This is a genomic window from Microcoleus sp. FACHB-68 (assembly GCF_014695715.1).
In the GTDB taxonomy this organism is placed as follows: domain Bacteria; phylum Cyanobacteriota; class Cyanobacteriia; order Cyanobacteriales; family Oscillatoriaceae; genus FACHB-68.
In genome coordinates, this window is record NZ_JACJOT010000002.1 from 14467 (window position 1) to 28545 (window position 14079).

13 protein-coding genes are annotated in these 14079 nt (G+C 46.4%); 10 read left to right on the top strand and 3 right to left on the bottom strand.

Annotated elements, in window-relative coordinates; genetic code table 11:
* Positions 1-248: 248 nt before the first annotated feature.
* Positions 249-917: a hypothetical protein gene (locus H6F73_RS01670; RefSeq protein WP_190757104.1), complete on the top strand. Its 669-nt coding sequence runs from the start codon at positions 249-251 to the stop codon at positions 915-917.
* A gap of 66 nt (positions 918-983) precedes the next feature.
* Here the strand turns inward: H6F73_RS01670 and gyrA are convergent, their stop codons facing one another.
* Positions 984-3632, bottom strand: a complete 2649-nt coding sequence (gene gyrA, locus H6F73_RS01675; RefSeq protein WP_190757105.1) for a DNA gyrase subunit A — start codon at positions 3630-3632, stop codon at positions 984-986.
* A gap of 501 nt (positions 3633-4133) precedes the next feature.
* Between gyrA and H6F73_RS01680 the strand changes: the two genes are divergently transcribed.
* Positions 4134-4406, top strand: coding sequence for a hypothetical protein (locus H6F73_RS01680; RefSeq protein ID WP_190757106.1), 273 nt, complete (start codon positions 4134-4136; stop codon positions 4404-4406).
* A 7-nt stretch (positions 4407-4413) separates the two neighbouring features.
* The gene (locus H6F73_RS01685; protein WP_347239456.1) at positions 4414-4725 is read left to right on the top strand and encodes a protein kinase; all 312 of its coding nucleotides are present in this window, start codon (positions 4414-4416) and stop codon (positions 4723-4725) included.
* Positions 4726-4891: 166 nt separating this feature from the next.
* Here the strand turns inward: H6F73_RS01685 and H6F73_RS01690 are convergent, their stop codons facing one another.
* Complete coding sequence (locus tag H6F73_RS01690; RefSeq protein WP_190757108.1) at positions 4892-6190, bottom strand: chloride channel protein; 1299 nt, start codon at positions 6188-6190, stop codon at positions 4892-4894.
* A gap of 283 nt (positions 6191-6473) precedes the next feature.
* Here H6F73_RS01690 and H6F73_RS01695 point away from each other — a divergent pair, with 283 nt between their 5' ends.
* From H6F73_RS01695 to H6F73_RS01725, 7 genes are all read left to right on the top strand, one after another.
* Positions 6474-7400: a histone deacetylase gene (locus H6F73_RS01695; protein WP_190757109.1), complete on the top strand. Its 927-nt coding sequence runs from the start codon at positions 6474-6476 to the stop codon at positions 7398-7400.
* Positions 7401-7765: 365 nt separating this feature from the next.
* A complete protein-coding gene (locus H6F73_RS01700; protein WP_190757110.1) occupies positions 7766-8230 on the top strand; it encodes a tellurite resistance TerB family protein in 465 nt (154 codons plus the stop codon).
* Positions 8231-8519: 289 nt separating this feature from the next.
* Positions 8520-8918 carry a tellurite resistance TerB family protein gene (locus H6F73_RS01705; protein ID WP_199330375.1) on the top strand — a complete coding sequence of 133 codons (399 nt, stop codon included), beginning with the start codon at positions 8520-8522 and terminating at the stop codon, positions 8916-8918.
* 366 nt (positions 8919-9284) lie between these two features.
* The gene (locus H6F73_RS01710) at positions 9285-9650 is read left to right on the top strand and encodes a hypothetical protein (RefSeq protein WP_190757112.1); all 366 of its coding nucleotides are present in this window, start codon (positions 9285-9287) and stop codon (positions 9648-9650) included.
* A gap of 8 nt (positions 9651-9658) precedes the next feature.
* A complete protein-coding gene (locus H6F73_RS01715) occupies positions 9659-9904 on the top strand; it encodes a hypothetical protein (protein WP_190757113.1) in 246 nt (81 codons plus the stop codon).
* Between the two features lie 619 nt (positions 9905-10523).
* Positions 10524-11600 (top strand): NAD-dependent epimerase/dehydratase family protein, encoded by a 1077-nt coding sequence (locus H6F73_RS01720; protein ID WP_190757114.1) that lies wholly within the window; start codon positions 10524-10526, stop codon positions 11598-11600.
* Between the two features lie 160 nt (positions 11601-11760).
* Positions 11761-12567, top strand: coding sequence for a WecB/TagA/CpsF family glycosyltransferase (locus H6F73_RS01725; RefSeq protein ID WP_190757115.1), 807 nt, complete (start codon positions 11761-11763; stop codon positions 12565-12567).
* Between the two features lie 236 nt (positions 12568-12803).
* Here the strand turns inward: H6F73_RS01725 and H6F73_RS01730 are convergent, their stop codons facing one another.
* Positions 12804-14048, bottom strand: coding sequence for a glycosyltransferase family 4 protein (locus H6F73_RS01730; RefSeq protein WP_190757116.1), 1245 nt, complete (start codon positions 14046-14048; stop codon positions 12804-12806).
* Positions 14049-14079 lie beyond the last annotated feature (31 nt).

Genomic DNA, 14079 nt, shown 5'->3' on the forward strand with positions numbered 1-14079 from the left:
TTTTTTTTATAATTTTAAATTGAAAAAGGTTCCGGATACTTCCGAAGAAACCTAGAAATAACTTGAGATAATTTTACCAAAAATAAAATATGATTCATTATTCCATTAGTTCCAACATAGCCAAGCCTCCAGTCCAGTTGATCAATTGGCTTTTTTCTCGATGGAAAAAGCTCTTTAGCTTATTGATGGTGATCCTAACCGCCACCTTCATATTTGTAAACCCGGCCTCTGCTCAGACATCACCCTGTATGACGCATGGAATGCGGATTGTGGGTGAAAATGCGGTTTATCTCTCCCATATGCCTTTGTTTAATGGTTCTTGTCACAACTACCAAGCTTTGTTGGAAGTCACGTTTGAAGGAGCCGGCGATCCTCAAGCAAAATACTTGATCGAGCAGAAAAAAGACCTGAATCAGAATGAATTTACCTTTGAGCCGACACAAGAGTTTTCAATGCCTGATTTAGAATCGGGAAAAATTCAATCTTTTAAAGGTAATATCCATCGAGGTCAATATGAGCGCAATGCTACTCGTCAACTGATTGCTAGTAATGTGAATGCCAAAGTTAAAAGGGTTGTGTACTTTCGCCGGCTTTCCCCTAACAGCCAAGTGCCGAAACTTACAGAATACCTATTATTTGGCAATAGCAAAGAGCAATATTTAGCTCATTTAATCACAGCACCCCCTGATTTTGATCAAATTTTAACCGTCAAAACCAAGCTGCCTTTGAGTGATGATCAATTGCAAAAAGCTGTGCGATTGGTATTACCCAACCGGCCTGTGCCAGACCCTCAGCGTCAAACTCAACAAGCTTTAAAATTTAACGATCAGCCGGCAGTCCTGATTAATGGGGTTGGGACGCGTCAAGCGGTTGGGGTAGGAGTGGAATATTTTAAGGAAACCCGCGATCTTTTATAAATCGCCCAGATTAACTTTGGATTTTAGATGAGCAAATACCCCATCTAAAATCCAAAATTATAATTTTTATTCCGCCTCTTCTTGCTCCTCCGTCTCGCCATTAGAGGGGGGAACTAAAGCGACTGCGGCAATGGCATCATCTTCATCCAAGCGTTGCACCCGCACACCCGTTGCACTCCGGGATTGAGGGGAAATTGCATCCGCAGATTGGCGAATGATAATGCCTCGACTTGTCACGATCATGAGTTCATCACCCTCATGGACAATTCGCAAGGCAGCGAGTTGATCATTCGTACGCCGAGACTTAAATTTCGTGACGATAATTCCCTTACCGGCACGATTTTGTAGCCGGAATTGACCAACCGGCACTCGCTTGCCATAGCCGCCGGTGGTTACCACCAATACCCACGGACCGGCAGATGTGGTGAGTGCTGAATCTTGAGCGCCGTTTTCAGACTCATCGCTACTGAGTGCTAAATCTTGAGCGCCGTTTTCAGATTCATCGATTTGGAGTTCTAGTTCCTCCTCTTCGATTTCTGATTCATCCACCTCTGTTTGAGCAAGGGTGGCAACGATCGCTGCCGGCAGGATATCCATGCTGATCAGTTCATCACCTTTGCGGAGGTTCATGGATTTTACACCCCGCGTAGCACGACCGAGGGGACGCAACTGGTCGGCGGTGGCTTTGAAATGAATTGCCATTCCCTGCCGCGATCCAATGATGATGCTATCTTCTGCGCGTGCGCGTCGCACCCAGCGCAACTGATCGGCTTCTTCAAGAGAAATGGCAATTAAGCCATTGGCTCGAATGTTGCTGAAGGCAGACAAGGCGGTTTTTTTGATGTAGCCGCCTTTGGTGAGCATGATTAGATATTCATCGTCACTGAATTCGCTCACCGGCACGATTGAGGTGATTTTTTCATCTCGTGGAATTGGCAGCATTTGCACGATGGCAGTGCCTCGCGCCGTGCGGGAGCCGGTGGGAATTTGATAAGCTTTCAGGCAATAAACGACGCCGCGAGCGCTAAAGAACAAAACGCTATCATGGTCGCAACAAGTTAAGAAATGCTCAACCCCATCATCCTCTTTCATCCGGTTCGCGGCTTTACCACGAGTGCCCCGACTTTGCGCTTCAAAAGAGTTCACCGGCATTCGCTTAATGTAACCTTGTTCTGTTAGCAGAATTAAGGCTTTTTCATTGGCGATTAAGTCAGTGTCATCGATTTCCCCATCTGCGTGTTCGATCAGGGTCCGTCGCGGTGTGGCAAACTTTGTTTTGATGTCTGTCGCTTCGGTTTCGATGATTTCTAAAATGCGTTCGCGCCTTGCCAGAATATCCTGCAAATCGGCGATGAGTGTTTGCAACTCATCGTGTTCTTGCATAATTTTCTGAGCTTCTAATGCAGTCAACCGGCGCAGTTGCATCTGCAAAATGGCGTCTGCTTGGGCTTCAGAAAGCCCATAGGTATCCATTAATTCCTGCTTGGCAGTGGCGGTATCTGCTGCACTACGAATTAGGTGAATAATTGCATCTAAATTGTCTAGAGCAATGAGTAACCCTTGCAGCAAATGATCGCGTTCTTCGGCTTTTCGCAGTTCGTACTGCGTCCGTCTGGTAATGGTTTCAACACGGAAATCCAAGAAAACATTGAGGAACTGCCTGATGGTGAGCAGTTGTGGTTCTGCATTGACCAGCGCCAGCATATTTGCCCCAAAATTAGCTTGCAGGGGCGTTTGTTTGTAGAGGTTGTTGAGGACAACTCGCGGATAGGCGTCGCGCTTGAGTTCGATGACGACTCGCATTCCGTCGCGGTCGCTTTCATCGCGGATATCGGCAATGCCTTCCAACCGCTTTTCGTTCACCATGTCGGCAATTTTCTCAATCATCGCTGCCTTATTGGTTTGGTAGGGCAGTTCGGTGATGATGATTGCTTCGCGGTCTGGCCGGCCCCGGTGTTCAATGGTTTCTATGCTGGCAACACCGCGCATGGTAATGGAACCGCGCCCAGTGGTGTAGGCTTCGCGGATGCCGGTGACGCCTAAAATTTGGCCGCCGGTGGGAAAGTCCGGGCCAGGAATGTACTGCATGAGCTGGACATCGGTCAACTCTGGGTTGTGAATCAGGGCGACCAAGCCATCAATGAGTTCTCCCAGATTGTGTGGTGGGATGTTGGTGGCCATGCCCACCGCGATGCCAGAGGAACCGTTGAGCAGCAGTTGGGGGATGCGTGCCGGCATCACCAGGGGTTCTTGCTGGGAACCGTCGAAGTTATCCCCATAATCGACGGTATCTGAGTCAATATCGCGCAGCATCGCCTCCGAGGTCAGCGATTGCAGCCGGCACTCGGTATACCGCATTGCTGCCGGTGGGTCGTTGTCAATCGAGCCAAAGTTGCCGTGGCCGTTGATCAGGGGCGAACGCATGGAGAAGTCTTGTGCCATCCGCACCAAGGCGTCATAGACGGCTGTATCGCCGTGGGGATGGTATTTACCCAGCACTTCCCCCACCACACGGGCGCATTTGCGGAAAGGCCGATCCGGAGCAAGGCCCAACTCATGCATCGCGTAGAGGATGCGCCGGTGTACCGGCTTGAGTCCATCCCTGGCATCTGGGAGCGCCCGCCCCACAATTACGCTCATCGCGTATTCCAGGTAAGACTGTTGCATCTCGTTGCGTAAATCCGTGGGGATAATCCGCTCCTGGGAGTAGGTCATAACAGTGAGAAACTCCAAAAATGTAAGATTTCAGGCGCAAATCGGCAAAAAAATATTAAAACCCTAGTGTGGTTTCTTAATAAATGCCAAATCTTGTTAAGATTTTAACACATTTTGGTCTTTAACCGCTCGTTTGGCAGCCCTCAGCACTGTCTTTTTGCGCTGCTAGATGTTAATAAAATAATAAACTTTATTTAAATTGAAAAATTTGATTTATTATTAAGCAAATCAATCGACTTTCTTTCAGAAATAACAAAAGAGTAAAAAGTTATTTTCAAAGTATATCTAGGCTATTTTTCTTGAAAATATATTTAATTCTGCAAACAATTGTTTGTTTTTTATCAACACTTGAATTAATTTTAATTAAAAGTTATTTTTATTAATGTTTTTAACATTGAGACGACTAACTTAAGAGTTCTGAGCTAATACAGAGTTTCGTGAGTAAAGACTCGGCAGTGTCGAGTCTGCTCAGACAAGTAAAAACCCCTTCAAAGCTCTATTATGCTAACGCTTTGCGATTACCAAATCCTGGATCAAGTACATGAAAGTGACAAGTCTATTGTGTATCGGACATTGCGCTCTCAAGATAATTTACCCGTTATTCTTAAGGTTCTGAAAGAAGAGTTTCCCACTCCGGAACAGGTCGCCCGTTATAAGCAAGAATATGAAACTATCCAAATTTTAAATTTAGAAGGTATTGTAAAAGCTTATGGGTGGCAAAAATATCGAAATACGGTTGCTTTAGTTTTAGAATTTTTAGGGCAAAGTCTTTAAAAAAATAATTTTAAAAAAAGGCTTTGATTTAAAAGAGTTTTTGCAAATTGCAATTAAAATTGTTGAAATTTTAGGCCAAGTTTATCAAAAATATATAATTCACAAAGATATTAATCCTTCCAATATCGTTATTAATCCAGAAAGGTTAGCAGTAAAATTAATAGATTTTGGAATTTCTACCGTTTTATCGCAAGAAACGCCGGCTCAAAAAAATCAGATTTTTTTGGAAGGAACTTTAATTTATATGTCGCCGCAACAAACCGACAGAATGAATCGCGCTTTGGACTACTGCACTGATCTGATAAAATCGGCGCTATAGCAGACCCATATTTTTTTGGGTTACCCAGCTCTCATCCTTTCTGTGTCAAGGTTTCAGCTTCCTTGTTTCCCCACCCCAGAATTTCAATTAACCAGAATCATCAGCAAGTTTAACTGCTAGGGCGTACAAGAATGAATAGCAAATTAAACCCTCAAAATCAGAACTATCAATCAGCTAACGCTTCCGGCTGAGACTTGAGTTGAGAGGTAATTAAAGGAGCTTTGGGGGCTAAAAAGAAGCCCATCAAACTAGCAAAAAGAATCGGTGTAAAAGGACTGAGATTAGTCAGTTTTGCAAGCAGCAAAGTTGTACTAATCGGCGTTCGCGTTACTGCTGCATTCAGTGCTGCCATTGTACAAATCATCGCCAAAGCAGGATTTAAACCCGGAATGAAACTGCTGACAGCTTTGCCGATACACGCACCTGTGAAAAACAGCGGAATAATAAACCCGCCACGCCAGCCACCTGTAACCGTGACGCTAATTGCCGCCATTTTTGCCAAAGCTAAAACTAACAGGAAAAAAGCAGGAAAGTTAGTGCTAACAACGGCATCCAATTCATCGTGACCAAAATAACGAGTTAACGGTAAAATGGCAGCGAGTCCGCCCAATGCCAAACCGGCAAAGGTTGTGCGGACATAAATCGGCCCTGGAATTCGGGCAAAAAGCCGGTCACACCCTCGAAAAATGGCGATAAAAATCCATCCCGCCACAGCACCGATTGCCCCATACAAAATCGCCAGCGCAAAATCGTCAATCTTATCCAAATGGTAAGACGGGAAATGCCAAGTGGGTGCAATTCCTAAGCGGGTAATACCGGCAAACACCAAATAACTCGCGCAACTGGAAATAATTGCCGGTAGTAGCGCCTCGTAATACTCCAAAACATACTCGTGGTGCAAAATCTCCAAAGCAAACATCGCCCCACCCAAAGGTGCACCAAATAGCGCCGTAAAACCGGCAGCCATTGCCGCCAAACTCATTGATCTGAGGTTTTCCCCTTCCAAGTTCAAGCGATCCGCAACCCAAGTACCAAACGAACCTGTTACCTGTACCAGAGGGGCTTCTGGGCCGGCACTTCCCCCCGCAGAAATACTCAGCAGAGACGCCAAAATCATCGCAGGATTTTTTCGAGCATCCAAACGCCCACCGCGAAAATGGATATTATCAACAATCACGGCAATTTCACCGGGATTGCCGAGAAAATGAATCACAACCCCGATCAGCAAACCCGCAACAGGCATGACAAACATCAGCGTTGGGCCATTAAACCGATCCAAGGCGTGTATCATGAACTCCAAAACATTCCAGTACAACCCTGCGAACAGACCGCAAATCGTACCAACAATGGCCCAGCGTAAAACCCAGCGTGAAATCATCAGCGGGTTGCGCCTAGCAACGCCAAAAAGCTGAAGTAATGGCCGGCGTTGAGTTTTATCAGGTGTTTGGGGCTTTTCTGGTAGCACAGCTTGTTTCCTACCGCTCGTTATTGAAACAAAATATACAAAATTTGTATGCTTTCTATGCTACCTGTCATTGACTCATCTCAAGTCCTGAATCCTGAGCTGGTTTTCTGCGGCTTTTTCCCCACGCCGCCCCCACACAGCAGGACAAACGAATTAAAAACTAAACTAATAACTAAACTTTAAAAGCGCTTTCCGCAGCCTTAAGATCGGCAATTTTGCCCGTAACAGACTGCAAAATCCTCAAATCCCAGCTTCTACCCCATCCTTTTTATTTCAAATCGCCATGTTTCCCATCATCTACTCAGAAGATTTCCTGCTGCACCAGACAGGCCGGCTCCACCCAGAACGTCCAGAGCGTTTGAGTGCGATTGTAGAAGCGCTGAAAGCCTCTCCTTGGGCAGATCGGCTCGATTGGCAACAGCCAACGCCAGTGAAAGCGAGGCCGGTGATTCCTCAAATTGAACAAATTCACCCTCAATCTTATATCCAAGAAATCCAGCACCTAGCGACCAGGGGCGGTGGCCACGTTGATCCCGACACGCCGGTTTCCCCCCAAAGTTATGATGTGGCGTTGTTGGCGGTGAGTGCGTGGCTAGATGGCGTTGATCGCGTTCTGTCCACCGGCACACCGGCTTTTGTACTGGCCCGTCCCCCAGGACACCACGCCCTCAGCTCACGCGGCATGGGTTTTTGCCTCTTTTCAAATGCCGCGATCGCCGCTCACTATGCCCTAGAACAATCGGCCATTGAACGGGTGGCCATCCTCGACTGGGACGTGCATCACGGCAACGGCACTCAAGACATTGTGGAGAACAATCCTAAAATTGCCTACTGTTCTTTGCACCAGTCGCCCTGCTATCCCGGTACAGGCTATGGAAACGAACGGGGAGGGCACGACAATGTACTAAATATTCCGATGTTTCCGGGAAGCGCGGTTGCACAGTACCGGCAGGCATTTGAAAGCGAAGTGATGCCGTTTTTACAAAACTTTCAGCCAGATTTGCTGATTGTTAGTGCCGGCTACGATGCCAATGCTGCTGATCCCTTGGCCGGTATCAATTTGCAACCCGAAGATTTTGGGCTATTTACAGACTATTGCCTGACGCTGACACGCCGGATTGTTTTTGGCTTAGAAGGCGGTTACGATCTGGACGCATTGGCGAAATCGGTTGTAGCAACCGTTGAGCGATGTTTGTTACAGAAAAGTTAAGCGCCCATCCCTAACCTCGCTTAACCGGCCTGGAATTGAAAAAAACGAACCCAACAATAGGGTTGTATTTTTTTACAGAGGTTGTTTGCCGGCTGCAAGGATTTTGCTGTTTCTTTGCGCTCAACCTGACCTTATGTCTCTCACTAATTAAGGAATTTAAGCTTTTCTTCCGCTTTGTCAAAATTTGTTTCCACAGTTATATACAGTTGCCACCCCTTGCTGATATAAATCAAGTGCGCGTGTTCTATCACGCTAGATTGAGCTAAAAGCCGAAAATCAAAGCCGTGTGCCGGTGGCTACCAAAAAGTAACTCAGGCGCACTCTAGAAGCACACTTGCAGTCATAAATCTCAGGAGGAAAAGACAGTGGGTAAGTACGATCATGTGTTTGGCGCTGAGGGCGCGAGCGAAAAAACCCTTAGCCCGGAAGAAGCTGTAGCTGCGATCGCTGTGGTTACCATTTTTGCAGACGGGCACCCCTCGGATGAGGAAAATCAAGTATTAACCGAGATTATTAACAGTTTGGATATCTTCGAGGAGTATACCGTCGAAGAGTTCCAAAAAATGTTTGATAAAATCACCGGCATCCTCAATCAAGAAGGCATTGGCGTTCTTTTTAATACAGCAGTTGATGCCCTCTCCGATGATCTGATAGAAATTTCTTTTGAGGTAGCGGTTGAAATCATTTTATCCGAGGAATCTGATGATGAGTCGGAAGATACCTTCTTAGACGAGCTTGCAGAAGCATTGGGGCTTCCTGAAGAGATCGCACAGGAAATTATAGACGACTTGATTGACGACGAACCGATTGAGGACGACGAGGAAGTTTAGGCGCATACTGCACGGGCACTTCACTCAGTTGCCACTGAACTAGAGCGACCAACCATTGCCAATTTTTGTTAACTTAAGCGATTCCATCACGGGTAATTTAGTTAGCATTAGAGAACAAAATTGTCTCGCTGTTAGCGAAAGCTTTGCTGGCAAGCTACGCCCCGCTCAATCTATTGATTGGCAGGATGCCTCAAAGCAGACCTAACAGAAGGATCAGCTCTGAAGTAAGGAGAAAATTACGGTGGGCTTATTTGACAAAGTATTTGGCACGCAAAGCAAAAGCCAAGATATGCTTAGTCCAGCTGAAGCTTTTGCTGCTCTCACCTTGGCTGCCATCGCCTCAGACGGTTACCTGTCTGATGAAGAATCGCACGGGATTTCTTTTACACTGTCTCGCATGAAACTCTTCAGGAGTTACTCAGACGATGTAATGCGGAGAATGTTTGATAAACTCCTCAGTATTCTCAAGCGTCAAGGTGCCAGTGCGCTGTTTGATGCGGCCCTCGAATCACTCCCCCACGAAATGCGGCCCACTGCTTTTGCCGTTGCGACAGATTTGATCTTAGCCGATGGCGTTGTCACTAAAGAAGAAGAGAACTTTTTGAATCAACTTCATCAAGCTTTAGATATTCCTGGTGACACAGCGCTGCAAATTGTAGAAGTCATGATGATTAAAAACAAAGGCTAAATATTTTCCGCCATTGCGCTTAACTCAACTCAAACCCAAAAAGCCCCCGGAAGGGGGCTTTTGTTTTTGCCGGCCTGACTTTTCTTGGCGCTCACTCCCTACCGCCGCGCCGATATGGGGCAACTTGTCAAGGAGTTTTAACATATCTATCTTTAGGCAGAGCCAACAACTGCCGGCACAATTCTGATCAAAAAGCTGTCAATCTGCTTGGAGAGAGCATTTCCAGGCTAAAGGAGCCGAGCCGAAGCAGATTTATTAAAAAAACGTAAAGATTTTACCTCTTCCTTAGGGTGTATTTATCTCTTCCTTTGGGTATACTTAGCAAAATTGCAATCCCACCCCAGTAATAAAACCCAACAGCTATATATGAACCAGTTAGACCTAGAACGAGAAACGGCAAAAATGGTTTTGACCTTGAGAACCCGCAATAGCCAGTTAGGGAAAGACTTGATTAACTACCTGAGAACCCAGTTGACGCTGGAAGAGGTTGCTGGGTTAACAATCCTAAGTGTTGAGCGATTGGTTTTTTGGTACGACACAGACTCAGTTTTCTGGGCAATCGAAAATATCATTCCTGCGGATGTGATGCTCGAAGTCCAAAGAATCACCTCTGTCGCGGCTTATAAGCGGTTAATTGGCAAAGGATTGACTCCAGGGAAAGACTTTAGTGTAGATGCACAAGGCAAACTGCTGATGAATATAGAGGCGAGAACAGCGATCCTGACTTGCTAAAATCGGCTGTGCCACCGCATCAGAACCTAACAGCCGGCGATTCTTTAGCAGGTTTGCTTTTGTTTTTAGTGATTGGCTCTCTACGTGTGCGTCAACCCCATATCTCAGAGCCGGTTGTCACCTATTTACCTCAAGCAAATTTTTTCTTTGAGCATCTGCTTCCGGCTGCTTTTACCAAAGCGATACCTCAAGTGCGAATCCTTAAACGAGTTCCTGAAAAGCCATTGCCGGCTCTGTTTTGCCTGGAATCGTGACGCCGAATCTGGCCACAAAAAGCAGTGTGTGCTGTCTACGCCGGCTGCTAGTGAGAATTGACCCATCGAATTGAGGCCGGTAAGAATCATTTTCCCTCACAAAACTTTACGAGCGCATTTGGCTTGCCGATTAACTTGACGACAAACCCTCTATCAAAGCCCGCTCTTTTAAACCGCAATTTTATGCCGGCACACAAATCTACACGAATGAGCCATTTTGTCCCCTTGCTGCTTTATTGAAATACGCAATAGGAAGTGGAGTCAGTCGTATAAACTATAGAAAACATAACTCGCAACCTGAGCGCTTTTTCCTTCAACTTGTCTGCTCAGTCTGCCGGCTTTAAATTTGGTTGTCCCTTAGAAACCGCGAACAATGCTACAACTGGGTTGAGCAGCCGGTATTCGGAAAAACTCAATTGTGCATCGCTTAGACAAGGTAAGATACAAGCCGGTTAAAACTGGGTAAAATAAGTAGCCACCCTGTGTTTGCCCAAATTTCAAAGGCTGGCAGGAGTGCATCTTCAATCTCGCCCAACACTGGGCGAAGCAACTTGCGCCACAAGCGTAAGACTGAGGATATATTTAAACTCAAAACCTTTATTTTTTCGGGAAGTGAACTGTGAGCATTGCTATTATCACCGGCTCTGCCGGCCTAATTGGTTCTGAAGCATCTGCCTTCTTTGCCAAACAAGGCTTAGACGTGGTTGGAATTGACAATAATATGCGTCGTGTCTTCTTTGGTGACGATGCCTCTACAAGTTGGAACCGGCAGCGGCTGGAGGAGTCTTTAGGTTCCCACTATCGCCATGTAGAAATAGATATTCGGGATTTTGAAGCAATTACCAAGCTATTTAAAGAATACGGTTCAGAGATAGCTTTAGTCATTCATACAGCAGCCCAACCTTCCCATGACTGGGCAGCGCGTGAGCCATTAACCGATTTTACCGTGAACGCAAATGGCACGCTGCATCTGCTGGAAGCCACTCGCCTTCACGCACCAGACGCGGTTTTTATCTTTACCTCAACCAACAAAGTTTATGGCGATACACCTAATCGCTTACCTTTGGTTGAAAAAGAATATCGCTGGGAAATCGAACCAGGCCACACCTATGAACCTGGTATCCGCGAAGATATGTCAATTGACCATACACTGCACAGTTTGTTTGGTGCATCGAAGGTAGCGGCTGACGTTTTAGTACAGGAATACGGACGCTACTTTCAAATGAAAACAGCTTGTTTTCGCGGCGGTTGCCTCACCGGACCCAAGCATTCCGGTACGCAATTACACGGGTTTCTCGCTTACTTGATGAAGTGTACAGTTACAGGTAAGCCTTATACAGTTAATGGCTATAAAGGCAAACAAGTCCGCGACAATATTCATAGCGCCGACTTGATCCGGGCATTCTATGAGTTTTTCAAAGCCCCTCGCGTTGCAGAAGTTTACAATACCGGCGGCGGTCGGTACAGCAACTGCTCAATGTTGGAAGGCATTCAAATGTGTGAGGAGATTGCCGGTCGGAAGCTAAATTGGAACTATGCTGACAATAATCGTATTGGCGATCACATTTGGTGGATCAGCGATAATAGTAAGTTTAGTAAGCACTATCCTAACTGGAAAATGCAATATAACGTTCGTCAGATATTACAAGAAATCTACGAGTTCAACAAGGAACGCTGGCCGCAAGAGTCTGTCTGATGACTACAAATTGTGCCAGTTAAATTCTTTTCCAGGATAGATGCAAGTCAAGCACCTGTTGTGCAAAATGAGGCTCAGTGTGCTGACCGTCACATTTTTAGCAGATCAGGCAGGACATCTACCAAGTTAACTGTGAACTTTGGCCACCAGAGGTGTTCTAATGATAGATCGAGGAAGAAAAAATATCCTTGGCGTTTGGGTCAACGCTTTAGATTACGAAGCTGCTGTTAAGACAATCATTACAGCGGCCCATGAACGCAAAAGAATGGCCGTTTCAGCTTTAGCTGTTCACGGGGTGATGACTGGGGTGCTTGATGAAATTCATCGCTACCGGCTCAATCATTTGGATATGATTTTGCCAGATGGACAGCCGGTGCGATGGGCATTAAATTTACTGTACAAGACTGCCCTGCCTGATCGGGTGTGTGGCCCGACAACAATGCTGTTAGTTTGTGAACACGCAGCAAAAGAAGGACTGCCGATTTATTTGTATGGCAGCAAACCTTCTGTGCTGGAAGATTTATCACGCAATCTGTGCACCCATTTTCCTAACCTGATCATTGCCGGCTCTCAGCCTTCTCGTTTCCGGCAAGTTTCTAGTGAAGAGAAAAAGGAGATTGTTCAGGAGATTCGCCAGAGTGGGGCAGCCATTACTTTTGTTGGGTTAGGATGCCCTCGGCAAGAAGTATGGGCTTATGAATATGCCGATGAACTTTCGATGCCACTCATGGCTGTAGGCGCAGCGTTTGATTTCCATGCCGGCACTTTGTCTAAAGCACCAGAGTTTCTCGCCCAAATAGGGCTGGAATGGTTTTATCGGCTACTACAAGAACCTAAGCGTCTTTGGAAGCGATATATGTTCTTAAACCCCCTGTATATTTGGCTGTTTACTTTACAGGCACTTAAATTGCGGAATTTTGAAAGTCTTGAGGGCACTCCGCCGGTTCAAGAAATGCGCTACGGTTGACGTTTGTTTTTGTTCAAACGTTAAGGAAAAAGAATAAATTAGGGTGATTTATTCTTTCGTTAGGTGGGGGATTTTTGATTTTTTAACCACAGATTCCGCTGGTGAAACCCGAATGTGCTGCGCTTGTCATTCAAGTTCCACCAGCGTCCACAGATAAACACAGATAGCATCCGAGATTTATCTGTATGTGCCTAAGGGGACGCCGCGCGATCATCTGTGGTTAAAAAACCTCAACATTATTTGCCCCCACGCAGGGTTTGATTTTGGGCAAGAACGTTTTCACAAAGTCGGGCAAAAAATTCACCCTTGACATCCCAATCAAACACCTCTTTCAGCCGTTTTTGCCCCGCCTGTCCCATGCGTTCTCGCAGCGCCTGATCGCCGGCTAAACGAGATATCGCCTCAGCAAGACCTTTAACAGCCTTTTCCGGATCGACAGCCGGCACTTTAATGCCGGTTTCATCTGTCACCTGAGTGGCCGGCCCTCCCAGATCCAAGCAGATCACAGGACGGCCTAGCGCCATCATTTCCGCGCAGACAAACCCTCCAGATTCATGCAAACTAGGGTGAAGCAGGGCGTGACATTCCCCCATCTTTTGCAGTGTTTGGTTGCGCGGTAAAGCGCCCCAAAACTGAACTTTGTCCGCGATTCCCAACTCGCCGGCTAATGCTTCTAACCGGCTTCGTTCTGGCCCATCCCCGACAATCCATAACTCGACTCCTTCCAAGTTAGCTAAGGCAAAGGCTCTGAGGCTGAGTTGTACGCCTTTCCAGTGTAAGAGCCGGCCTACACTAATGAAGCGTACCGGACTTTGTAGATCAACGGCATATTCCGCCATTTTGCTGATTTCTGCCTCAGACAAACCCACCTGAGAGAACACCTGAACGTTCTTTGCTTTCATCGAGCGCAATCGCTGCGCCGTTTCTTCAGTGGTTGCTAGCGCCATAGCACTACGCCGCGCTGTCAAAGCGGTAAACGGATCGCGTTCCCCCACTCCTTGAGCAATTTGTCGCAGAGTTTCGTAAATCTTTCCTCGCCGGCTGTATTCGTTCCAAAAGGTTTTGGGGGCAGACTCTGCACCCCCGACGGGACCCCAAATAAAGGGCACCGGCAGCAGCGCCAAGAAGCTTGGTGACCAGTGCTTGACATAAGTGACATGACGGACTAAATCAAAACCCACCTCACGATGCAGTTTGCGGGCCACAAAATAAGCCCAAATTTGCCAGAGGTAGTAATGGAATTGGAGTAACCCCTGCCGGCCTTTCCAATCTTCGCTCCAACCAAAGGGATCGAAATAGATAAAGTGCAAATTTGGAACCGGATTTTTATCTAATTCCGCTTCAATAAATGGCTGACAAAATGTTCGAGTAAAAACCCAAACTTCATGGTATTTTGCAGCTTGCAAAACCATATTCCAGCCCACCCCTTCCTCAGAGCCAAGTCCAGGTTCGCAGGCGAAGGCAGATAGAAGAACCTTCATAGGCAAAACACCTCAGTTTAATAAAGTTTTA

Coding starts and splice junctions, on each gene's coding strand:
- H6F73_RS01725 (WP_190757115.1), top strand. CDS start 11,761: ATGATAGATCGAGGAAGAAAAAATATCCTTGGCGTTTGGGTCAACGCT.
- H6F73_RS01730 (WP_190757116.1), bottom strand. CDS start 14,048: ATGAAGGTTCTTCTATCTGCCTTCGCCTGCGAACCTGGACTTGGCTCT.
- H6F73_RS01710 (WP_190757112.1), top strand. CDS start 9,285: ATGAACCAGTTAGACCTAGAACGAGAAACGGCAAAAATGGTTTTGACC.
- gyrA (WP_190757105.1), bottom strand. CDS start 3,632: ATGACCTACTCCCAGGAGCGGATTATCCCCACGGATTTACGCAACGAG.
- H6F73_RS01695 (WP_190757109.1), top strand. CDS start 6,474: ATGTTTCCCATCATCTACTCAGAAGATTTCCTGCTGCACCAGACAGGC.
- H6F73_RS01705 (WP_199330375.1), top strand. CDS start 8,520: ATGCTTAGTCCAGCTGAAGCTTTTGCTGCTCTCACCTTGGCTGCCATC.
- H6F73_RS01680 (WP_190757106.1), top strand. CDS start 4,134: ATGCTAACGCTTTGCGATTACCAAATCCTGGATCAAGTACATGAAAGT.
- H6F73_RS01670 (WP_190757104.1), top strand. CDS start 249: ATGACGCATGGAATGCGGATTGTGGGTGAAAATGCGGTTTATCTCTCC.